Origin of the sequence: Subtercola boreus (assembly GCF_003399625.1) — a bacterium.
GTDB classification, from domain to species: domain Bacteria; phylum Actinomycetota; class Actinomycetes; order Actinomycetales; family Microbacteriaceae; genus Subtercola; species Subtercola boreus_C.
The window spans coordinates 1-22,275 of record NZ_NBXA01000081.1 but is presented as its reverse complement, the minus strand read 5'-3'; the positions used below and the strand labels follow the sequence as shown (position 1 = coordinate 22,275).

21 protein-coding genes are annotated in these 22,275 nt (G+C 59.0%); 7 read left to right on the top strand and 14 right to left on the bottom strand.

The annotated features are described in order from the left end of the window. From B7R21_RS19470 to B7R21_RS19440, 7 genes are all read right to left on the bottom strand, one after another. The coding region (locus B7R21_RS19470; RefSeq protein ID WP_172592305.1) for a transposase at nt 1-163 on the bottom strand (163 nt) is incomplete at its 3' end. A gap of 530 nt (nt 164-693) precedes the next feature. Beyond that, the gene (locus B7R21_RS19465) at nt 694-1,743 is read right to left on the bottom strand and encodes an Eco57I restriction-modification methylase domain-containing protein (protein ID WP_116284909.1); all 1,050 of its coding nucleotides are present in this window, start codon (nt 1,741-1,743) and stop codon (nt 694-696) included. After that, nucleotides 1,736-5,032: a DEAD/DEAH box helicase gene (locus B7R21_RS19460; RefSeq protein ID WP_116284908.1), complete on the bottom strand. Its 3,297-nt coding sequence runs from the start codon at nt 5,030-5,032 to the stop codon at nt 1,736-1,738. Before B7R21_RS19460 ends, B7R21_RS19465 begins: the two co-directional genes overlap by 8 nt. After that, a complete protein-coding gene (locus B7R21_RS19455) occupies nt 5,025-5,678 on the bottom strand; it encodes a type I restriction-modification system subunit M (RefSeq protein ID WP_147305993.1) in 654 nt (217 codons plus the stop codon). Before B7R21_RS19455 ends, B7R21_RS19460 begins: the two co-directional genes overlap by 8 nt. 91 nt (nt 5,679-5,769) lie before the next feature. After that, entirely contained in the window at nt 5,770-7,440 is a 1,671-nt protein-coding gene (locus B7R21_RS19450; protein WP_116284906.1) for a DUF262 domain-containing protein, read from the bottom strand. A gap of 72 nt (nt 7,441-7,512) precedes the next feature. Continuing rightward, nucleotides 7,513-8,622 (bottom strand): ImmA/IrrE family metallo-endopeptidase, encoded by a 1,110-nt coding sequence (locus B7R21_RS19445; protein WP_116284905.1) that lies wholly within the window; start codon nt 8,620-8,622, stop codon nt 7,513-7,515. After that, nucleotides 8,600-9,247, bottom strand: coding sequence for a hypothetical protein (locus B7R21_RS19440; RefSeq protein ID WP_147305992.1), 648 nt, complete (start codon nt 9,245-9,247; stop codon nt 8,600-8,602). The genes B7R21_RS19445 and B7R21_RS19440 overlap by 23 nt, the downstream gene beginning before the upstream one ends. Nucleotides 9,248-9,571: 324 nt before the next feature. On the opposite strand from B7R21_RS19440, the gene B7R21_RS19890 reads away from it, so the two are divergent. The 3 genes from B7R21_RS19890 to B7R21_RS19430 all read left to right on the top strand — a co-directional run bounded on the left by B7R21_RS19890 (nt 9,572) and on the right by B7R21_RS19430 (nt 13,419). Continuing rightward, nucleotides 9,572-9,805, top strand: coding sequence for a hypothetical protein (locus B7R21_RS19890; RefSeq protein ID WP_147305991.1), 234 nt, complete (start codon nt 9,572-9,574; stop codon nt 9,803-9,805). A gap of 956 nt (nt 9,806-10,761) precedes the next feature. Then, nucleotides 10,762-11,130, top strand: a complete 369-nt coding sequence (locus B7R21_RS19435; RefSeq protein ID WP_116284903.1) for a hypothetical protein — start codon at nt 10,762-10,764, stop codon at nt 11,128-11,130. Between the two features lie 372 nt (nt 11,131-11,502). After that, the gene (locus B7R21_RS19430) at nt 11,503-13,419 is read left to right on the top strand and encodes a sigma factor-like helix-turn-helix DNA-binding protein (RefSeq protein ID WP_172592304.1); all 1,917 of its coding nucleotides are present in this window, start codon (nt 11,503-11,505) and stop codon (nt 13,417-13,419) included. A 47-nt stretch (nt 13,420-13,466) separates the two neighbouring features. Here B7R21_RS19430 and B7R21_RS19425 read toward each other — a convergent pair whose 3' ends face one another. Genes B7R21_RS19425 through B7R21_RS19415 form a run of 3 tightly spaced genes read right to left on the bottom strand, consistent with a single transcriptional unit; the run spans nt 13,467 to nt 14,818 of the window. After that, nucleotides 13,467-14,033, bottom strand: a complete 567-nt coding sequence (locus B7R21_RS19425) for a PIN domain-containing protein (protein ID WP_116284901.1) — start codon at nt 14,031-14,033, stop codon at nt 13,467-13,469. Next, the gene (locus B7R21_RS19420) at nt 14,030-14,482 is read right to left on the bottom strand and encodes an excisionase family DNA-binding protein (protein ID WP_116284900.1); all 453 of its coding nucleotides are present in this window, start codon (nt 14,480-14,482) and stop codon (nt 14,030-14,032) included. Before B7R21_RS19420 ends, B7R21_RS19425 begins: the two co-directional genes overlap by 4 nt. 15 nt (nt 14,483-14,497) lie before the next feature. Continuing rightward, nucleotides 14,498-14,818 carry a hypothetical protein gene (locus tag B7R21_RS19415; protein WP_116284899.1) on the bottom strand — a complete coding sequence of 107 codons (321 nt, stop codon included), beginning with the start codon at nt 14,816-14,818 and terminating at the stop codon, nt 14,498-14,500. Nucleotides 14,819-15,334: 516 nt separating this feature from the next. On the opposite strand from B7R21_RS19415, the gene B7R21_RS19410 reads away from it, so the two are divergent. Next, nucleotides 15,335-16,354, top strand: coding sequence for an AraC family transcriptional regulator (locus tag B7R21_RS19410; RefSeq protein ID WP_116284898.1), 1,020 nt, complete (start codon nt 15,335-15,337; stop codon nt 16,352-16,354). Nucleotides 16,355-16,824: 470 nt separating this feature from the next. Beyond that, a complete protein-coding gene (locus tag B7R21_RS19405; protein ID WP_172592303.1) occupies nt 16,825-17,952 on the top strand; it encodes a PAS domain-containing protein in 1,128 nt (375 codons plus the stop codon). 291 nt (nt 17,953-18,243) lie between these two features. Here the strand turns inward: B7R21_RS19405 and B7R21_RS19400 are convergent, their stop codons facing one another. The 3 genes from B7R21_RS19400 to relB (B7R21_RS19390) all read right to left on the bottom strand — a co-directional run bounded on the left by B7R21_RS19400 (nt 18,244) and on the right by relB (B7R21_RS19390) (nt 20,430). Next, nucleotides 18,244-19,701, bottom strand: coding sequence for a hypothetical protein (locus B7R21_RS19400; protein WP_116284896.1), 1,458 nt, complete (start codon nt 19,699-19,701; stop codon nt 18,244-18,246). Nucleotides 19,702-19,888: 187 nt separating this feature from the next. Beyond that, the gene (locus B7R21_RS19395) at nt 19,889-20,161 is read right to left on the bottom strand and encodes a type II toxin-antitoxin system RelE family toxin (protein WP_116284895.1); all 273 of its coding nucleotides are present in this window, start codon (nt 20,159-20,161) and stop codon (nt 19,889-19,891) included. Continuing rightward, nucleotides 20,158-20,430 (bottom strand): type II toxin-antitoxin system RelB family antitoxin, encoded by a 273-nt coding sequence (gene relB, locus B7R21_RS19390; RefSeq protein WP_216364328.1) that lies wholly within the window; start codon nt 20,428-20,430, stop codon nt 20,158-20,160. The genes B7R21_RS19395 and relB (B7R21_RS19390) overlap by 4 nt, the downstream gene beginning before the upstream one ends. A gap of 204 nt (nt 20,431-20,634) precedes the next feature. Here relB (B7R21_RS19390) and relB (B7R21_RS19385) point away from each other — a divergent pair, with 204 nt between their 5' ends. Further along, complete coding sequence (gene relB / locus B7R21_RS19385; protein WP_253259920.1) at nt 20,635-20,889, top strand: type II toxin-antitoxin system RelB family antitoxin; 255 nt, start codon at nt 20,635-20,637, stop codon at nt 20,887-20,889. 63 nt (nt 20,890-20,952) lie between these two features. Next, on the top strand, nt 20,953-21,441 hold the full coding sequence (locus tag B7R21_RS19380; protein ID WP_172592302.1) for a hypothetical protein: 489 nt from the start codon (nt 20,953-20,955) through the stop codon (nt 21,439-21,441). 123 nt (nt 21,442-21,564) lie between these two features. Here B7R21_RS19380 and B7R21_RS19375 read toward each other — a convergent pair whose 3' ends face one another. Next, nucleotides 21,565-21,828, bottom strand: coding sequence for a CopG family transcriptional regulator (locus B7R21_RS19375; RefSeq protein ID WP_116284892.1), 264 nt, complete (start codon nt 21,826-21,828; stop codon nt 21,565-21,567). Nucleotides 21,829-22,275 lie beyond the last annotated feature (447 nt).

The following is a 22,275-nucleotide window of genomic DNA, read 5'->3' as shown; positions in this document are numbered from 1 at the left end:
CGCCTGGACGGTTGCCGTCCTCTATATCGGCTCGTTTCAGCCAGTTCGATAACGTGCCCTCGGAGATCCCGAAGTCCCTCGCAATCTGCGCCGACTGGCCCCGGCCCTTCCGGGCCACCGCCACGACATCATCACGGAACTCTTTCGGATATGCCTTTGCCATAACTGACATCCTTCCAGCGAGAATCAAATCTCACAGATCAGATGACAACCGAACTCTGGGCAGACCCCACAAGCTCTATTCGCGTCTTTGCCTTTCTGTTCTGTCTCGTAGCGCCCGGCTACGGTCGAAAGAACAGGCTCGCCAGGTTCTAGGTGCTCTCCGGCGTATTTGACCAGCAGTTCCTTGAGCCCCATGTAGTTCCCCTTTGTCCGAGATTTGACACCGGTGGAGTCCTTCCCCGTCGTCAGAGTAGCCGACCACTGACGGTTTTTCGTGCCCCTCTGTGTCACAACCCGTTGAGTCCTGACCGAGCACTGGCAATAGCAAATCTTCGCCTGCTGTCTATGTCGGACCGGCGATCCCGGCAAGCATCAGTGCAAGCCCGGACGAGACCAGCCATTAGAGATCAGCGCAGCACGTGCGAGCTTTACAGAAAGCCTCAGCCATGACTCCACGTCGCCACCGGTATTTGCTAGCTGTCCACGCTGGTGATGCCTGTGGAGCTGAAGGTGACGTCTGTTTTTAGGCAGTCATTCCATTGACTTGACCTTCGCTTCGATAAAAGCAGTTTCTGCGGGGTCGAGGCCGTATTTGGCATACAGCTGTTGGTCAATGTCTGGAATTGGTTTGGACCAATCAATGTCTGACGCAGCGGTGAAGTCTTGTAAGGGAACGCATGTCCAGGCACTTGCAGGATTATGCTGGGTGACTTTGAGTACACCAAGCATGGTCCTTGCGAACTTGGACTTTACGTATTTTAAACACGCATCAGCCTCACCTTCGATGTCAAACGAGCCGATGGTTATGAAGGTTTGGGTAACCGCAACTTGTGGCTCGGCGAGCAGGGGGTGGCCGAGAATCAAAGCAGGTTCATCACCAAACTTTCCTAGATGACCGCGAGAGGCAGGAGCCACTACCTTAAATTTATTAAAGCTTTCTGGGCCTGAGACGTACTCGCTACGAATCCAGCGAGAAGTGCGCTTTTTTCCTTCGAGACCCAACACCCGCACGTACGACAATCCGTCGTCCGGACGCTCACGGAAGTAGACGAAAGAAAACTGCTCGAAGGCGTTAGTGCTCACCAATGCTTCGTTCCCCGCCGGTCGAAGCGCTCGTGCATTGGGATTATCGGCGTAAAGCTTTTCGGTGTAGCGGTACGAGCGAGAACTCGTAATTACCGACTCCATGGAGACAATATTTGACTCAACCGTCTTCTGCAGGATTGTGTTGAGCTCGGGGTAATGAGTGAAGGTGCCGATTGGCTCGCCATCGTGGTCCTCATCCCAATATGTGACCGCAATTCCGCCGTTGATAATCGTGCCGGGGAACAGTTCGTCGCTGTTTGGAACGTAGTGCGGGACGCTTAGGTGAGGGTCGGCAAGCATCTTTGTGTTCCACGCCTTAGGGGTGAAGCCCGCGTTGAATAAGAACCGTGCAGGAGTAATGAGCACGGCCTTTTTCCCGACCTCATACGCCGCGCTCATAAATAGGTGGTAAATCGGCGTGTCACGAGTGCCACCTCCCTGTGCCTCTTCCTGGTACGGCGGGTTGCCAATCACAACGTCAAATTTCTTACTCATTGTCCGTGTCCTCCGCCAGCATGTCGTCAAGCATCTCCTGCCGCGCGATCGGGGTCATGCGAGCCAGATCTCCAACTCTGAAGTGGCGGGAGTCCTCAATCCAAGCTCTACGCTGCGCCACACCACCGGAGACCCCCTCGATGGTGATTCGGTGTAAGAGCTCGTTATGGCTCATCTCGAAGACCTGTGAGGTCAGGATGTGCTGCAGCCTCACGTCTTGATCGGGGAGAACACTGGCGAGGCCCGTGTCGAGTCGGCGTACGAGTTCCATGAGGAACAGCCCGGCGGTGGAGAATAGGTCCGCAAAGGTCTTGGTTGGGTCACTGAAGATACCTGGGTTTTCGGCCTCGAGGGTGTCGACCATCAGCTTTACGACTGGCTGCGGGGTGAAGACCAGAGATGTGTTCTGCTGCGGGATATAAGCGAAGATGTTCTCGGTCTGCGCGTCATCGAAGTAGTCGGCCAAAGCTTCCTTTTTGTTCAAAAACTCCTGAACCGACTGGTCAAAGACCGCCTCGTCGAACAGGCCTGGAACCTTCGTAACAGTGCCATCCTCCGCCGTAACTTCTTGACCGTCGCGTAGGAGGCGGAACTCGGCTTCGGTAATCCCTGTGATTTCCTCGAAAACGTCATCGGGCGTGTAATTGTCGAAATTCGACAGGCGGATGTCACGGTCCCCGTATGCCATGAGGAACATGGGGATGGTTCGGGCGAATCCGCGGAGATGAGAGCGGGCGTCGTCCATCGTCTGGTTCGCACGCCTTTGCTCTTTCTTCGTCTCCTCGCGCGTTACTACTTCGGGCACAATCGACTCCATCGTTCCTTCTACGATGTCCAGGATGCTTGCCCTAAATGCCTGGTCTTGCTCAACTCTCTTCACCTCGACGCCTCGGGCTTCGGCCTCTGTGGCCGCGTTCGTCAGCTCGTCCTCTAAATGCTTCGTGGCGATGTTGTGCTCGGTGTAGGCACGTTCTACCTGGACCTTCACCACCTGCTCTGTGCGCTTTTCGTCGCGTTCAACTTGACTGGCCGTGAGTCCGTAGGCCTCCTTTAGCTCTTCGCGCTTCTTACGACTCTGCTCTACCACCGCCTTCGCGATCTGCGTCGCCGATACGTGTGAAGGGGCATCGAGGCCGACCGTTGGAATGTCCTCAATGCTGTAGACAGGCTTGCCAAGCTCTGAAACCTTGGGGTTAATGACGGTATCCACGTCGACCTGGACATTCCCCGCCGGGTCGGTGACTGGTGGCGGCTGCGGGACGTCGATGGGCTGCCCGATCGTAACTTTGCCCAGTTTTGCTGTGGGCAGCTTGTCGAGTATCTCTTTGACGTGCTCTGAGTACCGAAATATCCCGGCAACATTGGCAAAAAGCAGGTTGGACAAGAACCCTCGGCGCACGACTTCACGTGCTTTGAACACCTGCGGAAATGTTAGGACCTGAGAGGCGTCGAGCTCAATCATCCGGCCCTCGGCGTCTTCGCCGAGAACAGGAAAAAAGTTCAAGAGCCGGCGGATGTTCTCTCGCCGCGCATTCTGGTCAGCTGATGGATTTGGGTGCAGGTTGTTGGCGAACGCGTCGAAGATAGTCAACGTGCGCTCTGGCGCAAAATCAAAAATATACGCATTCTGTTTCTGGAAAACGCGCCCAGCGCGCTCAAAAGTACAGGGATTTTGTGCCCGGAAAGCCGCCTGGATGTACTGGGCAGGGGAGGAAAGATCAGAGAGCATGATGACAGCAGTCCATTCAGGTACTGTGACGCCTGTGGTGAGTTGACCTACTGACAAAGTGATGGTCTTGCCATCCGATTTTTCGGCTTGCTCGATGGCCGCCCGCACCTTGGTTAACGACCTGCCGGCCGCTACTGGGTCGGTGTCGTCGGAGCGTCCGTCGCCAGCGGCCAGAATGATCGTGTAGTCCTTGAAATCTTCGTGTTTCTTGAGCAGCTTCTCTAAAGCCTTGGCCGATGCAACGCGGTTGAGTAGCCAGAAGGAGTGGCGGATCTCGTCTCGCAGCTCAGGTGTGGAAAATGGATACTTCTCGTTCGTCGTCAGGCATTCCAGAAACTTGACTATTTCAGTCTCGTGCTCGAAGAATCCGTTGTCCTTGGTCGCGAAGAACTCGTTGAGGTCAAACGTGTAGTCGATGTTCGCCTCGTCCTCTTCGATGGCGACGCCCTCGGCCAAACGGTCGGTGACCATTCGCGAGATCTGATAGGTCAAAAGATTCAGGGTCGGCAGTGCCGCATAGGGGTTTTCTTGGCCGCCGTCATTCCACTGCTCGCGCGCGAGACGTTCGTCCTCGTAGGTCCAGTTGAATATCTGGTCGTGATCGAATTTGCCGGAGGCCAGCGCTTTGAACGGCGTACCGGACAGATGCAGCGTCTGTTTGCGCTTGATCTGGTCAAATGCGACGTCGGTCTTAGTGGTGTCGATACCCTCGTGCGCCTCATCGATCACAAGAAGATCCCAGTCAAACTGAGCGATGTGCCTGAGCTTGTCGTACGAGCCGCCGAAGTATCGAGATCCCTTGAGGTCCTGTAGCGAGACGAACTCCACGATCCGTGGGTCCTCGTCTAGATGATCACGTGAGAAGACGCGCCACTGCTCGCGAGTCATCGGAGAACGGTCGACCAATGAGGGTGACTCCGACACAAAACGGTATGTGGTCTGGTGAGCGATGAAGCGGGCGAAGTCATCGAACCAGGAGTTCGCGATTGCCGGGCGGTTGGTTACGATCAAAACCCGCTGGACGTCAAGGACGCGCATTAGGTCGTACGTCGTCAGGGTCTTTCCGAAGCGTGGCTTCGCGTTCCAAAGGACCTCGCCCTTCCCTGCCTCAAAGGCTGCTACGGCATGATCCACAGCCGCCTGCTGCTCGGCACGGAGGACGTATTCTTCCTCCTCCCCACCGTGCTGGAGTTTGGCGAAGTCTTGTCCGGCGAACTCGTTAAAGTACTCCAGCGATGTTTTCGGCGCAGTTTCGAGGTGATGCCATTCGGTCCGCTTGGGTGTGGTCTCGCGTTCCACCCCTCGCTGGCGCAGAAAAGCGTGCAGATCCTTATCCGTAAAGCGCCCACCTGCCTCGGAAGTAAACAGGGCACGCCTAGACCACAGCTTCCTTTTCTCGACGGAGAGTTGAGAGGCCTGCTGCGCTATGCGCACGTCTGCGCTGCCCTGCTCGGTATACCCGATTTTTTCCCACCCAACGTATTTTGGGATGTCCGGGGTTGTCCAGGAGTAAATGAGCGGGGCGATCTCGTGGAACGTCCTGATGTTGGGACTAGGCATCGGCTCTCGCTTCTTCGTGTACTTCGTCGATTCCGCAGGCCCGGTAGCGGTCATAAATGGTGAAGTCAAAGCCGTCATCGCGCAATGATGCGAGCGTGAAAGGTTCGCGCTGAACCATCCCGGGTGCTGCGACGACGCGGTTCCACCAGGAGAGTTGGATCTCCTCGCCTTGCAAAGTAAGGCCAGTCAGCGTGTTGCCATGCACAATGTTGGTGTTGATGAGAAAGACAGCTGCCTGATGCAGGCTACTGCGTGGCCCACATGGCACTCCGTGTTCTTCATGAAATTGCGAGAACTCAGTGAGCATGGCCTCTTGAGCATCCGAGAGGTTGTCCTCAAGCAATTCGATCCCGTAAATGGAGGCGAGGGCGAATAAGGACGCCGTCAGCCACTCGTCGTGTGAGTAGTTCTTTTCAACCGCGCGGAGCTTGCGGCGCAGGATGGCAACTAGAAAATTGCCATCCCCGGCTGCAGGCTCAAAAAAAGTTTTATCGACAAAGTTAGGACTGGTCTCGAGTTCCTCGCGAACTAAGTCAAGCATTTGTTCGACCATGGAGCGCGGGGTGAAGACCTCGCCGTAGGTCTTCACGCGGTGCTGGGACTTCACCAGAAGCTTCTCAACGATCGTTTGGGTGATAGAGGACACTCCCTGAGCTTATTTGGGTGGGGTCTGCGAAGGTGCGTGCCGTTCCGAGAGTGGATTCGCCGAGGCTGCCCCGCAATTCTGTGCCGAAGTGTCAGGACCAGACGTCGAACAGTTTGTTGGCGAGCGTCTCTTGCCGAGACTCAAGCAACTCAGGTGTCCAATGCTCCTCCTGGAGTACCTGAATTGTCAGAGCAAACGTTGCCACGCCCTTCTCGCCTGCGAAATACTTGCTCTTTTTTTCAGCGAAGTCGTAGTTCTGTGCTTCCGAGTTCTTCCGTCGGTTCAGCAGGATCAAGTTTCCCAGTCGATTTGTCCAGAATTCTCGCTCGTCGGCAGAAAAGTCGGTGTTCCACTGGGAGTTGGACTTGGGATGCTGGGGGAGGACGTGCTCTACCGTAATTACTTTGTGGTTGAACTCGACCCCCGGTTCGTTTGCGATGATTTCCTCAAGTCGAAGTAGCACGCATTTACGTACTGATGCCTGCGAGTAGATATCACCTCGTAGCGCCTCCCTACCTTCAGCTGTCTCGTCTCGCGAGAGTTCTAGCTGGTTAGATTCCAAGCCTTGGCCCGCGTCAAGGCTTCGAAGGAGGTTTGCGTAGCGTGTGGCCCGCGGGGTGGAGTAGACGCGCCGTAACAGCATGTTCGTCGCTAACCGCTCAAGCTTCTCGAGAAATTTGTCAAGCCAGAGCGGGTCGTCGCTGTAGTGGTGAAAGGCCCAAAGTGCGACTGGTACCCAGTCGTTGTTGTCGGTTCGCATGAGCCGGCGAATCCAGTTGTTCACCTTTTCGGCGCCAGAAATAGAGGTGTAGTTGAGAGCACGAATAGTTTGGAACGCGTCAGCATAGGGGAGAAGTACCTCGTCGACAAAGGCTGCTGCACGTCCAGGGAGGTACGAGTTGAGAACCTGGGCTGGAAATTCTTTGAGCAGCTCCTTATCGGCGCGAACTTTTGCATAGATCATTCGAATGTGAAGGAACAGGTCAGCGAAAGCTTGTCGGCCAAGTGATTCTTCGGCGTCTTCCCACTTCAAGGCATAAGCGTCTGCAATGCTCGGGTCCAAACTCCCGATGACTTGGGCTTTGAAAATGTCTGCGGGTGACAGGTCAAGGCCCCGTGAGTTCATGACGCTGAAAATACGGTGAGCGCTGTTCAGGTCGGCTGTGCTTACCACTACGAGAAAGGTGCGGTTCATCAAAAGGCTTGAGAGCTCAAACCGTCGCGTCTCACTCCACTTACGTAACTCCTCCCACATCGCCGTCGCGTTCGCTTGGAGGTTCTTCTGTGAGTCAGTTTTCAAGCCGTCAGGCTTTTGCTCCATCAACTCGGGGATAGAGCCCTGCGTTTGAATTCTGTCCCGAAAGAACTTTGCGTCGCGAGCTCGGAGGGTCAGCCGCGGCTTGGCCGCCAGTCCGAGCAACTTTTTCCCGGGCTCCAGAATCATGGAGGAGAAGTCATCGACAAGATCCGGGTCTTTAGTCAGGTCTCGGAACAGTGCCAACAAGAGCGTGATTGTTGTGAGTCGCTGCTGCCCATCAATGACCTCGGCTGCCGGTGCCGCCTTGTCTTTTACGAGGACGATCGAGCCCAGGAAGTATGGTTCGGCGTCATTCCTATCTAGAGCTTCGGTGAGATCCGAGAGGAGCTGCGTTGCCTGTTCGGGACGCCATGAGTACGGCCGCTGAAAGTCGGGAACCGTGAACTCGTAGTCGCTGCTGAATACCTTTGACAGCGGAACCTCATGTGCCTCAATGTCACTCATTCCTAAATAGTGACAGGCGTCTGGGACTAGCTACCACTATCGAGCACCTTTATATGGGTTGCTGTGGGCGTACTACGCCCGTAACGGAGACAGTCGGCCTGTTCCTTCAGTGCGTCGCGGGGCGGAAGGTGCGATCGCGCGCACGTAGGCACGGGGGAGTCCGGTAACCTTTTCGATCTCGCGGCTGGATGGGTCGTCCGGAAGGTTCAGCTCTAGCAAGCGCCGCATCAAAATTGGATGCTCAGATTGAATTTCAACCGGTTCGTTCTGGCGCCATCCGCGTGCACTGAGCTGCACGAATAAGGAGCGTTGACGTTGCTGATCGATGATGTGTAGCGCCGCGGCTCGCATGATTAGGGCCTGAATTGAAATACCAAACTTAGCCTTGACCCGTGCAAGTTGGCTCAACGTGATCTGCGAATGCAGCTCACGTTGAGCTGCGGCTTCAGGCATGAGGAGGGAGCCGGCGAATCGGTTTGCTTCGCGCTCTGCGTCCTCCGAGGATCGGTGGGAATGAAGAAGGATGTGCCCCAATTCATGGCTGAGGGTAAACCGATCACGATCTGGGGAAGAACCTGGGAAGTAACCGACCAGAGGGACCCCTTGATCATCACCGTGCGAGATCCCGAAGTGCCCTTCGTCAATGACTCGAACCTCATCAGTGGGGTCGAGAAGAACCGGTATTACGACGATTCCTAACCGTTCGATCGCACGGGTCACGTTGGGCACGGGGTCCGCCGAGCCCAGCAGCATCAGCTCTCGGACAGCGATCGCGAGTTGTTCTATCTCGTCTTCATCGAGCACTGCTCCGTCTGACCAGTCCACGTACGGTAGAGATGCCATTTTCAAGCCACTGGTGGGCGCGACGGTTTGAACAATCCGAGACGCCTCACGGAAGTACTGAACCGCCTTGCGGGTGGTCTTGGCCTTCGAAGACTTTAGTTTCCGGAATTTAAGGGTCGTGTCGCTAATAGTAGGTGCGTCGACACCAAAAAATTCGATCGGAAACCCCGTGGCAGTTGCGATTTTTTGGGCGTGTTCATTGGAGAACGGACGGGTACCCGCAGCAATTTCTGACAGGTAGCTCTGACTGATCCCCGCTGACGAAGCAAGGTTCTGAAGAGTTTCTCCGAGAAGATCACGAACCGCCAGAATCCGCTCAGGACGAGGCGACAGAGTCATTACGCACCCCACGCTGGAAACGCCCACGAGCGTCGATCAGGCCGAGACCGTCAAGGTCATCATCGTTACTAGGAACAAACCGGAGAGTAGCCAAGTCAGCCTCGCCCGGCAGGAGCGGCATCCGAAGATCGATCTGCTCTGCCTGGCCCATCTTCCAAGGCATCAAGGTGTGAACGAGTTCCAGCCCGATCTCACCAGATTGCCTATCTAGATTCCACACAATCAAGAATCCGTGTTGCTCATGGAAAACCTGCTGCCCAGGGGCAAGGAGGACCGGCTGGTTTGAATAGAAACCCTGGCGCGCGCCGTTGGTACCAGCAAGCGGAACCGTTCCATCGAAGGTCACAGACAGCATTCGAACTGTCCAGAGGTCTCTGGACAGGTGCAATTGCTTTTTGCTCGCCCGTGGATCTAACACCCAGTCGCCCAGTTCTGCCGTCGTCAGAAGGCTGTGCGTGCAGGCAACAATGTTGTGCACGTATTGGGTCCGGTAGATCTGTCGATCAAGTCCGCCAGCTCTCATCATGTCGGCCGCCAGGCTCACGCCCTTAGGCATGAACGCATGCAGCGCGGTCCCAACAGGCTGAAACGTCTTCGCAATATCGGCCGCGCCTGAGGTATCCATGACTGCGATAATATCGCACATCATGTTACTAGTGGAGTCTTTCGGCTTGTCGACCAGCTTCTCACCCTAAGAGAATGAATCAACCGTGCTCAATGACCTCACCGCAGTCAACACCTCGAAGTTTCGTAAGTCCGCACGAAAAGCCTCTTGATCGGCCTCTAACCGCCATGACGGTCTTTGTTGCAGCGTTGACGTAAGCGTCACCCGCGCTGCGAATCGATGCGACAAGTTCCTCGGATGACCTGAGCACGTAGATTGACCTAACCCTAGGTTTAACCGGCGTGTCTGCACGCTGTTCAGTTATGCCTAGGGTTAATTAGCTTCATGGCATCCACTCGTCTTCCGCGCGGTACGCGCAGGGAAGTTGTGACGCTCGGCTATGACGTCGAGCGCGACAACAAAGACAGGTGGGCCAAAATCGCAGCCCATGTCGGCATGTCTGCCTCTGCTCTATTCGATGCAATGGTCGAGAACATAGAGCTGGACCAACGCGGATATCCGGTTTGGCTGCCAGCAAAGCCTGCAATCGATGGGGAGTTGCCTATCGACTCGGTTTAACGAGAGAGGCCCGCCGCAAGCGACGGGCCTAAAGCTCTGGCTCAAAATCCCCACTGTTTGGCGACGGAACGGGATTCGGAGCATCTGGTTCAAAGAACCGGCTTGATGGCCGGGCCTTTGGTGTACCTCCCGAAGGAGACGAGTAAATCGTACCTCAGCTGGGACTCGCTGTCCCGTCACGCATTACAAACACGCCCACGGGCGTGTCGGAATCCCTATTCGTGCCATTTTCGGCGCCCCAGAATGCCTCCAAATCGCCGTTCGCGGACCGGTCGCGGTCATGGAGCCTCGAAGCGCCTGCCGGCGCCTACGCCCCTATACCGGCTTGGACTTCTTCCGCGGCCTGGTTTGACGCAGTCATGGACGCACTCCGCACCCCGGAAGGCGAGGAACTCCGTCGGCATGCGAAGGTCGCACCAGACACTCTCCTCCGTGTCGCCAACGCCGACCGAGTGGCCGCTGACGTGACTACAGGGCGCGGTGTGGCCACCGCCCACGACACTGTGGCTTCTGCGCTGGGGATGTGCAAGAAGACCGTGCAGCGGGCCCGTGGTCTGCTCGAGGCACTCGGACTGGCTGTGACAGTGGTCGAGGGCCGCTACTTGACCGTCGCGGAACGGAAAGCCGCAGAACGCGCGCACGGTGGCCGGCAGATTCGTGCAGCGTCCGTCCGGGCGTTGACCATGCCGAAAGGTGTGGCTGTGGAAAATGTCCATCTACCCCGCAGGGGTTCACTTTCTTTTATTACTCCTGATCTAAAAGTTAAACAAACGCGCGCAAGCGCGCTCGAGTCGGCCGCCTTACGGCGGCCTCCAGCGTCGACAAAAAGAACCCCCTCCCCCAGCGCCCAAAAATCGGTTCAGCCGAGGTCGTTGCAGCTGCAGCGGTTCGCTGGACAGCTGGTTGCGAGAATGCGGTGGCTGGGTGATGGCCGGCATATAGGGCGGGTGTGTCAAATGCTCGAGAAGTGCCACGTCGACCCGGACCGGTGGACTGTTGCGGCGTTCATCGACGCCATCAACCGTGGCAACACCACAGCTGGCGTCAGCATCGTCGATCCTGCAGACCAGAGGGACCCGGTCGCGTATCTTGCGTGGCAGATCCGGCGGGCGATCGATCCTGACGCACCAACCCTCACCGAAGAAGCACACCTCCGCGCCCTCCAAGCCCAGAACGAACGGGAAGCCCGCCGCCTCGAGCGAGAAGCGGAAGAGCAACGCTGGGCGAACCGGGACGAGGCCGCGATCCAAGCCGCGATCGATCAGATGCATGTCGAGCATGCCGAACGAGAACGCCAAAAACGGTACGACCGTGGCTCCCGCTAGAAACCGAAACTGCCTGATGTGCAAGGATCAACACGCAGCGGGGGCCGATGCGCTTCATCTGCATACGCTCTTCGATAGTGGAGCACCGTCATCCACGAGGAAAGCGATGAGATGGTAACAAACACAGCTGACTGGGCCCTCGAGGAGCCGTCGGAATCGATAGTGCCTCAATACGGTCACACGTTCCCATGGCTCGCAGGAATAGACGATGAGACGTACAAGCTTCCCCTTGATACCCATGGTCCTCAACCTGACGTGATCGAGAGGCTGATCACCGTATGCGTAGAATCAAGAAGCACTTGGACTCTTGGCGATCTTTTCCCCAGCGTGAACAGCGGCGTTCCGTTTGCCTCTTTCAGTCAGAGTGTCCGGTTGACGAACGTTCTTCGCCGAGAGAACATCGTGGATTTTGGTGCGTTAGCCGAGCACACGCTCCGGTACGTCATGAGCCTTCGGAATATGGGTGCCAAATCCGTCGAGGAATTGCTGGGCTATCTCATCGGGCTCGCGATCCGCTCGCCTGTCCCTGAAATGACAGCCACCGAATCACGCGCCGACAGCTCAAGAATTGCCCGTCGACGTGAAAGGCGACGACAAGGCGCGGCAGAAACGCTGACCCTGTCGTCTCAACTCCTCGAAGATCTGGAAGTCCTCAGCCACTGGAACGTAGCTCGGGGGGCCGCCTCCGTCTCCCTCTTTGGGAGTGCCTCTCCTGCTGCAGAAGCCCCAGATTACGTCGTTTCGGCCGCCATACGGTTGTCGGGACTCACCGCTTACGACTGGGTCCAAGCGAACTCATCGTTTGAGTCGTTGGCGTCATTGCTGACGGCTCATCTCAGAGACCTCAGCGATAAAGAACTCGAGATCCTCACGCGTCGGATAGCGACCAACAAAGCAGACACCCTCGAGCAGGTAGGCCTCGATTTCGGGGTTACCAGGGAGCGGATCCGGCAACTCGAAGCGAAACTCAAACCAGTGCTACAGTCCTGGATCGACCCATCCACCGCGTTGGGCATGCGCGCAATGGCGTTGCGAGAACGAATCCGTCCCGTTTCTCACATTGACGACGTCCTCCACGATGTGCCGTCGGCGGCCGGCAGCCTCTTACATTCCGAATTGTCTGCGTGGCTGTTCTTGGACAAGATCGACGATGATTTTGAAAGCGAAGATGTGTGGTTGGCGACGCCAAGCATCCAGTCCGCCAAATCAGAGACGACTGTCATCTTCGACCAAGTCGCCGGCCCCAACGGGTCCGCCGCCCGTGACGTCGTCCGCGAAACAATCGGCGAGTGGAGCCAACTAACCGACAACCGCCTCACCGAGTGGCTTGAACATGTCGGCCTCTACCGGGTCGGCGCCGGATGGGCGAACCTGAAAAGCCGTTCGGTCCCCAACTTTGCGGCCGCATATCTTGAACATGAAGGTGAACGGCGTTCTCTGGAGCAAGTAGATGCTGCAATCACCTGGCCACACTCGATCCTCACCCTGAGGAACGCGTTACTGGAAGATTCACGATTCACCTCTGTTGCCCGCGGCGAATGGGAACTAGCTAGTTGGGGAGGTAAAGAGTACAGCGGGATAAAGAACGCGATTTCTGAAGCCCTCGCCGACAACGGCGGACTCGTTTCGGTACAGTCCCTGATCGATGATCTGGTCCCCCGCTTCAAAGTCACCGAGACATCTGTACGGGCCTACGCCGCTGCGTGGCCGTTCGCTTCAGAAAAAGGAATCGTGCGACTGGCATCCGAACGTAAGTCTGTACGACCGAAGCCGCCAGGGCTGACGCGAAACCTCTATGCCGCGCCCGGTCAGACCCGGTTGAGGATTAGAGTCACGAGCGAACACCTCCGTGGTAGCGGGAGCCCCATCGCTATTGGTGCCGCCGCCGCACTGGGGATGACTCCGGGCGAGAAGAAAACGTTCGTGGGTGACCTGGGCCTAGTGACGGTGAGTTGGGATAACCAACCGCTGATGAGCAGCATTCGACAGATCCTGGTGTCCCTGGACGCAGCAGTCGACGACCTGGTTTTCCTTTCCGTCGCCGGCGACACCGTGACAGCCTGGACTGTCGAACCGAACAGTGACCCCCTAATTGCACTTGCCGAGACGGTCGGTTCTCGCCCAACAGAGAGGCTGGACGCTGACCAGCTGAGGAGCAAAATAGCTCAGTCACTAGAATTAGGCCCCGACGCGACATGGCACGACATCGAGGCCCGCAGCGCGGCCCGCAACGAGCCCGAACTTGCTGACGCGCTGACCGCAGCTCTCGCCGTCATCCGGGATGAATAGGACCTAACTTGGGTCGTGCTCTTCGCGGGCGACTGGCCGGTTTGAAGTCATCTGGCGCGGAAGTAGGTTCGGAGCCGTCGTGCCAGGGTGTGCAGGTCTCCGGCGTCGAGGCGGGCGACGATCTCGGCGACGGTCCGGGGCGGATTTTTCGAGGCTACCGCGATCGCGCGCACCGCATCCGCGACGATTGCGCTGTTGGTGTCGAAGAGGTCCGTGAGAAACACGTCCGGGTGCTGCGCGATAACCCCGTGGGGTTTCAGCGCATCGGCGGGGAAGTCTTTGAGGTTGAAGGTGACGATCACCTCAGCTTGCGCGTGGATCGCTGCGGCGAGGACGTGTCTGTCGTCCGGGTCTGGAAGTTCAAGCTTGTCGATGAGGTGTTCGTGGCCGGTGACGGTGGAGTCTCGGATGGCGTCGTTCATCAGGGCCCGGGTGCGTGTCAGGCTTTCGGTTTTCAGATCGGGCCGGTTGAGGATGAGGTTACGGAAAACCTCGTCAAGGATCAGCTCCGACCATTTCGCTCGAACAGCACCTTTAGTTGCGGCACGGATCAGGAGATCGCGTGGCAGGGAAGGGTAGAGAACGTTCGCGTCATAGACCGCTGTGACGGTCACTGATCGAAACCCAACTCCTGACTTAGCTGTACCAAAGCATTCGCTGCCGCCTCACGCCGGGCGTCGTCTCGGGACTTGAAAAGAAGCAACGATTCGGTGTCCACCCGGCGGTGAGTACCGACCTTCCGATACCCGATCTTGTTTTCCTCCAGCAGCTTGATCAGGTACGGCCGGGACACGTTCAACATTCCGGCAGCCTGCACGGTGGTCACCTCCGAGTCCCTCGGCAAAACGCTCACGTGCTGACCTGCGGCAAGGTTCCCAAGCGCCGCCACGAGCACGTCCGAAAGCTCGGCCGGAATCTGTACCGGGGTGTCTTCACCAACGATCGAGAGAGCAATCACTTGACGGCCCGGTGACGTTTCAGTGGCGTGCCTCACACGCTCCAAAGCATGCCGGGCGAGACGCTCAACATCCTCGTTCGGGACACTGTTCATAGCAATCGACATGAACCCACCCTAACCCTAAATGCAATAAGTGCAATGGTTGGCCGGTGGGGAGTTGGCGGAGAGATAGTGGCTGGTGGTACGCAGCTTGCGTCGGTTTTGTGCGACCAGCGAGACCCGGTCGCGTATCTCGCGTGGCAGATCCGACGCGCCATCGATCCCGACGCACCAAAACTCACCGAAGAAACACATCTCCGCGCCATCCAAGCCCACACCGAACGAGAGGCACGCCGCCTCGAACGGGAGGCAGAAGAGCGCCGCTGGGCGAACCGGGACGAGGCCGCGATCCAGGCTGCGATCGATCAGATGCATGCCGAGCACGCCGAACGAGAACGCCACAAACGGTACACCCAGACACCGCGCCAGAGACCTACCCGGTGATATCCGGACTGGGAAACGAACTGCAGCAACTTGTGCGGCATAGCGTTGAGCTCATGATCGTCCCCCCCCGGTGTCAGGGGTGACGCGAGGAGACGGAGGTGTTATTCGCGGTGGAGTCGAAGGATCATCCGGCGGCGAACTGTTCTCTCGTCACCCACGGAGGGTCCGCGTTTCGCGGTGCGGAGCAAGACGCAGTACGGGCCCCGGATCTACCGGATCTACTGGATCTGAACTTCACTGCCCCATTCCCTGACCTAAACGTGGGGTGCTGCCTTTGTGGGTCGAATGGTTCCCAGCAGCCGTCCCTTCACGCTGTGGAAGACATCCCCCTCGACGAGAGTGAGGCCTGCTACTTCGCTGGCCGCACCACCCCATCCCGCCCGGCGATGGCCCCGCGTAAAAGTGGAAAGAAGTCAGAGACAATTCAGGGCGGTGCGGGTACCGTGACACCGATGTGTTGGTGAGAGTTGGGGTGTGTCGGTCGCTGACCGAGAGGATGTGAGACTTTTGCAGGTGAGTACCCGGGCCAGTGTCGGCCTCTCGGGTGAGGAGGGTCTTCGCCTGCTGGGGGGTTCGATGAGTGCCCGCCGACTGGATGTCTTCAAGGTTGCAGGGACGCGTTGGACGTTCGGGAACGTGGCCCTCTCGCAACTGGATGTCACCGACCTCAGGCATCAGCCTGCTCTCGGTGAGTCTTTGCGATTCCCGACCCCGGGTACCGTGAGCGTGTTCTTCGTCGTAGCGGGGCAGATGCACGTGCATACCCCCGAGGGCCAGTTCTGGTTCGGCGCCGGTACCGCCGCCGTCCTTCCCCGAGGGGAGCTGCCCGAGTTCGATTGCCAGGACACGGCACGGGTCCTGTTCGTGACCTTTCCTGAGAACAGTCTGGATGGGTTCGCTGACCTGCTCCCCTCGCAGAACGCCCCGATCGCGGCGTCCGCCGTCAGAACGACACCCGCTCTCTCTTTTTTGCTGGCCCTTATCGAAACGGTGGGAACGTATTCGATTCGGGCTGAGCCCACGGCATCGATCGTGGTGAAACTGATCGGTGGGCTGTTGGCCGCTGACCGCAGCAGCGTTAGCCCCCCGAACCGCAGTTCTATTGTGCAAATCGAGGGCGAGATCTCGAAGAACCGGACGGATCACAATTTTGATACCAAAGCTCTCGCGCAGAGCATCCATTTGTCGACGCGGCAGACGAACAAGATCGTGGAAGAGTCCTTCGGGGAACGCGCGGCCGAGCTGATCGATGAATACCGTGCCGTGTCCGCGATTGACGTCATCAGGAAAGCCCCCGGTCAGCCTCTTGCGAGCGTCGCGCAACGAAGCGGATTCCGGACCGTACAAGAACTCGAGTCTGTCGTTGAGAGAATCTATGGCCTTTCCGTTTTTGCGCTGATCGATAGTCAGCAGCATGTCGGTGACGCGCCCACACCGGACGACAACGGACCCCAACAGCGGCTACCAGCACATCGCTGGGTCACCGAGGATTAGCACCGAGACGCTGAGTATCTACCCAGCAGGAGCCGTGGGGCTGCACTGTCCGTGAAAAGTGACCGGAAGAATCACTGCCGGGCAGAACGTCTTGAAGCCTCAAGGCAGGGACTGATCATGCCCGCTCTTGAGGGGGAATCTGATTCTTTCTATAGTGGAGCGACGATGAGGTTACTTGTCCCCATCATGCGTGAACGAGGGGTGTCATGCCGGGAAGACTGCTCCGTCCGTTCAAGGCTTGCTTTTACGCGCCAGCAGCCTCCACGTCTTATTTCAGGTGGCTTCCGCTCAGAGCCGACGTGCTGTGCGGCGGGTACTCTGGGCGCGTCTCGCGGACGCATACGAGTTGCCGTGATGTCACCCGGCTCCACGAGGAATGAACGGAAAAGACAATGTCACCGTCGCCGGCGGACCGTTTCGAATCAGCGAGGCAGAGCGCCTACGGTGAATCGCGGGCTCGAGCGGCCGCGGTGGTTGATGGACTCATCCGCGGAGGCCTGACAGAGTCCGAAGCTCGCCGGCAGGTGGCCGAACTCCTCGGAATCGACCTGGCAAGGTTCCACACCTGGTTGCTAGGCCCCGGCCAGACAGGATCAGCCGTCACAATGGCGGCTGTCGCGGGCGAGAAGAAGCTGCAAATTCCACCGGCGCCGTGGTTCGGTCCGGCCGAAGTGCTGATCGAGGCTCTCGACGCGGTGACGGACGGGTCTTTGATCACCGACGCGTCACGGCACATTCTGCATGCCAATCCAGCGTTCACCCACATCACCGGCTATAAGTCCTCAGAGATTCTCGGAGGCAATTGCGCCTTCCTGCAGGGCCCCGAGACCGACCCTGACACGATCGAGCGAATGCGACACGCGTTCGACAGCGGCCAACCGTTTTGGGGAGACGTTCTGAACTACCGCAAAGACGGCACACCGTTCTGGAACTCCCTGATCGTGCTGCCGGTCAAAGACTTCAACGGCCAGACCACCCACTATGTGAGTGTTCAACGAAACCTCCGCGAGGATATCGATCACCTCACGAACGTCGAACGGCGCCTCTACGAAACCGAAACGAAACAACGAACCGGCGAACTACTCCTGGGCGTGGTCGCTTCACTGAACGGCTGGTCCACCCTCGCGGAGGCGTGCCAGGCAATCGCCGACGCGATCCTCATCGTCAACCAGACCGACCTCGCCGTCGTCGCCCTGAAAGATCGACACACCAATGACGTCGTCATCACCGCAGTCACCGGCAACACCCCCGGCCAACCATCGATCGGCGACACAATACCCCTCACCGAAGCCGTTGAGCTCGCCGCTCTCCAGCACACCAACTCACCCGCGCTGATGGACCGGGACACCGGCCCCTGGGTTCGGAACGAACTCGACAAAGTCGGCGCGGAAGCCCTCATCGCCACACCCTTTCATTCCAGTCACGACGTGGAAGGCTTCCTCCTGGGCTACTGGACAGAGGGGCTCCCCACAGACGCGCAACGCTCCGCCATACAAGAAAGACTGAGCCGCCTCAGCGACCTCGCGGCAGCCGCCCTGAACCAGAACCCACCGGAAGAAGAGCCGACCCCCGGGAAACCGACGCCTACCGTTCCGTAGAAGACATAGACACAGTGTTCCTGCCATCCATCCAGTAACGCCTCACCGACACCGATCTCGATCTCGATCTCGAGCGACTCGACCTCGCCTCCCCACCACCGACACACCCGGTCCCTTCCCGAAATATTCTGACCGCAACGCGGAGCGTCCAGCCTGGCTTTCAGATCAGCCGTTAGACGGAACTCGCCACCCCTGTAGACCTATTTACCGGGGTGAGGGATTACCGCGAGCTTTCACAGCGACCAAAAGAAAATAGCGCGGTCGCCCCCAGCCCGGATTTCACGAGCCTGGTTATAGTTCGCTGGTGGGTCGGGTGAGTGCGTGGCGGGCGAACGCGACACCGGTTGGTGTGGCACTGCCCCATGATCGATGGTTTTCATCGTCGTTGAACGCGCCTAAGCGCCGGAGTATCCGCCAGGGGTCCGCGAACAGGTGAAACGCACGCTCGGCGCTGATCCGCCGACCAGAAGCGTCACCCCAGCCGATCGACCACAACCCGTCCGCGACCTCGGCCATGTACTCGGTGCGTGTCGACACGGTGGGGGTCGCCATGGCGAGGAGGAAGAACTCTGTTGCCCGCACCTCCACCTCGGACGGTCCTGCCAGCAGGTATCCGGCGAGGTGATCCCATAACCCGGCAGGGTCGCCGGTCAGGCGCCGGCCAAGGGGTGTGGGGAGCAGGACGCCTTTTCGGCGGTGCAGGAGCCGCATGGCCATCATGGTTTCCCGGTGATCAAGGACCGGGATGGTGAGATCTTCGCGGTTCCCCTTCCCGATCCAGTCCTTGTCCCACCCCAGCTCCGTCATCGCTTTGGATACGACCGCCGGCGGCAGGTAGCCGGCCGCTGTCAGGGGGACACCGCCGCCTGAGACCTGGTCAAGAAACCACTGAAACGGCCGCACGAACTCTGTCTTCGCTGCCTCGTCTACCGGCGCCGGTTCGTCCAGCCGGGCCTTGCGGACTTGCTGCCGAAACGCGGGAACAGCGTCCGGCCGCATCACAGCCTCCAGACCCTCAACAACCGTGACCGCCCGCGATCCAGAATCCGTGACGTCTTCAGCTGACGAACCCATACCCTCCTGCCCGGGCTTCTCGGTGAGAATCGTTTGGCCGAGATCCCGAACGGTTGTGTGTTCGTGGGTGACCCAGGCCTGCAGGGTGCCGGTGACGGCAAGGATCCCGCCGTCAAGGATCGCCTGCCCGCTGTGCCGGCGGTGGAGCCCGCTGATCGAATCAAACGCCCTACCCTTTCCCGCCAGCGCGAGAACATCCGCCGCCGCAGCACGGGACTGTTTATCCCACACCGGCACCCGGACGCCACGCAACACCGGCAGGAGGGCCGGGTCGGTGTGCCAGGTGTCTAACAGGCCGAGGCTGACACCGATCACGTGCGCGATCGACGGCCTGTCACCCACGGGCTCTGGCTGAAGACCGGCAATAACGACTCGGGCGGCGTCGGTGCGGTTTTCGCTGATCGCTTCCGACGCCAGCCGGAGGATCGTGAGCGCCTGCTGACGGGTCCGGCCCACGGGCACGAAGCGTTCGAAGTTCCGCCGCTCTACCGCCCGGCCGATCGCAGCGTTCAACGTCTCAAGGTCCGGGGCTTCGAGATTGTTGATATCAAAACCGTCCTCAGCCAGCAACGGCCCGATCTCCCGCAACAACTCAGCCGCGAGACCTGGCCGGTGCACGACACCGGCTTGACGCATCAGCCGCTGCACCTCAGGATCATGAAACGGGCCCGCCACCCCCTCAGACTACGACCCCGAGTTCCAACGCAACCATCGTCAATTCGGGCCACGATCCGGCACCCCGCCGACACCCTCGCTTCCCACGGGACGGTGCGGTCTTTGTGCGTGGTGATGCGGCCGGAAAGCACGTCGGGAATGCGCTAGCTGCAAAAGAAGGGTGCGCTCTCGCCTGGTGCTGGTGGGTTTAGTCGTAGATGGTGGCGCGGTTACCGATGTCGAGAGCGATGATCACGAGCTCACCGCGGCGGATGTCGAGGATGGTGCGGTAATCCCCGACCCGGATCCGCCACAAACCGCTGTACGGCCCGGTCAGAGCCTTGCAGCGGGCTGCCGGGTCCTCCAGCCGTGAGAGGTCATCCAGGGACTTCAGAACACGCCGGGCGATGGACGGATCAAGTTTCTTCAGTGCACGGACAACGACCCGATCGAACTCGACCCGCCATAAAGCGTCGCTCACTCGCCAAGCTCAGAAGACAGCCCGTCAAGCTCAGAACGGCTGATCCCGAGCTCGGTCATCACGTCATCAAACGGAACCGTGTCGCGGGCCCCGGCACGGATAGCCTCGGCCCGCGCCAGAACACCGTACGCATGCTCCATGTCACCCAAATGCTCTGACAGAGCCTCACGGAGATAGAACGCCGCCGGGCGACCGGTAGACGCGCTGAGCGCATCCAGTCGGCCCTTCAGATCCTCCGGTAAACGAACACTCACAACCCCTGTAGACATGTTTACAGTATGGCATCGTTTCGGGCGCCCAGAACCGTCCGGCACCGCCGAGAAAGAAGATCCGGGCATGACACGTCGGCGGATTACGGGATGAACGAACCTGTCCGCACCAAGGTGCGCTCCGAAGCAGTTGGCGCCTCATGGGACAGGGCCATGCGGTCACGGAGCGCAACGGCCTGCTGGTGGTGGCCCTGATAAGGGTGTGTGATAGATGCTGTCGCGGGAGGTGTTGTGGTGGGTGTGCTGTTGATTCGTTTGCCGGATGAGGACATCCGCCGGCTCGAGGCGTTGGCGGCGCGAACGGGGAAGTCGAAGACCTTCTACGTCCGGGAGGCTGTTCGGGCGTATCTGGCGGATGTGGAAGAGCGGTATTGGGCTGATGGTGTCATCGACCGGTGGGAAGCCTCGGACCAGGTCTCTCGGCCGGCGGTTGTGTTGTGGGCTGGGTGTGACGCGTGACTGGGCGGAAAATGTGGGCACCAGCGGAGCATGTTGACGCTCCCCGTGTCTGACCCTGCGGTGATGGGTCAGGTTGGTGCGCTTCTCCGGCGGCGCCGTGCGGTGAAAGAGTACGCGGCGGCGTTGAGCCGGGCGCGGGATGTCGTGTCGCCGGCGGCAGCTGCTGCAGCTCAGGCGCGGGAGAATCTCATCCGGGTGGTGCGGGACGAGTTCGGGTTGCACACCAGCACCCAGGTTGCGACGTTGATGGGGTCCCGAAGCCCTGGCCGGTCTTTGGCGTCTGGTCTTCGGACGGCGGGGAGGCTGTTATTTATTCGACGGTTGAACGCGTACCAGTACCCGGGGTTCCAGTTCGATGGTTCCGGCCGCATCAGACCGGTCATTGCACCCTTGATCCGGCTCGCGAAGGAACGCGGCTGGGACGTGGAGGACGCCGGGTTGTGGCTGCTCTCCGGCACGCGGTACCTGCACGGTGACCGGCCCGTTGATCACCTCGACAACCCGGAGGTTGTACTCGAGGCTGCGGGCGAGGCGTGGGCCCAGAAATGGTGACGGGTCGCTAACGTGCACACCCCTCCCCCACGCGACCTCCTGAAATTTCCGCACCTGACAGGAGTAGCTGGTCACACTGATGATGGGTGGGCTCGCACGGGGGCCGCTTTTGGAGTTTTGCTGTTAGAGGGAGTCGATGAGTTCGCGCATGAGCTGGGAGGCGGTGGTGTGGCGATCGCGTGCGGCTTCGTCGAGTTTGGCGCGGTGTGCGGCGTCGAGGCGGAGCGTGAACGGGCGCGCTTGAGCGCCGACACTGATGGGGCGCCCAGGCTGTGAGGGGCCGAGGTGTTTCCCGGTGTAGCCCTGCCCGGATTCGGTGTCGGCGGCCCATTGTTCGATGTCGTCGTCGGTGAACGGGGTTCCGTTCACGTCGGTGTATTCAGCCATTCTGGTTACCTCCTCAGTCCAACTTCTCTAAGAGTCCTAGTCGTTGCTGGCATCGCGTGAAAGACAAGCCAGCCATCTGGTTCGTCTTCTACGGCGACGTATTCCAGCAGCCGCCCGGATGCGTCCGTTCCCACGCCGACCCACTGCACCGGATGAGTGTCACGCGCCCGTGATCGCAAAGTGTTTTCGAACGCCTGAACCACATCGTCAGCAGTGATCTCGGGATGCCGCCCGGTCACTCTCGGATGCACTTGCACACGCACTAATACACCCGCCGATCTTTTCGTACTGCACCTAATGTAGTACGAAATACGAGGGCTTGGCTATGTCAAGTTGTTTCACTACCAGGGTGACGGCCTGATTCACTACCACCTCGGGTCTGTTGGGTTTGGTGTTGTTGGGTGTGGGCGAGGCGGTAGGAGCGCGTTCCGGTCTCAATGATGGTGC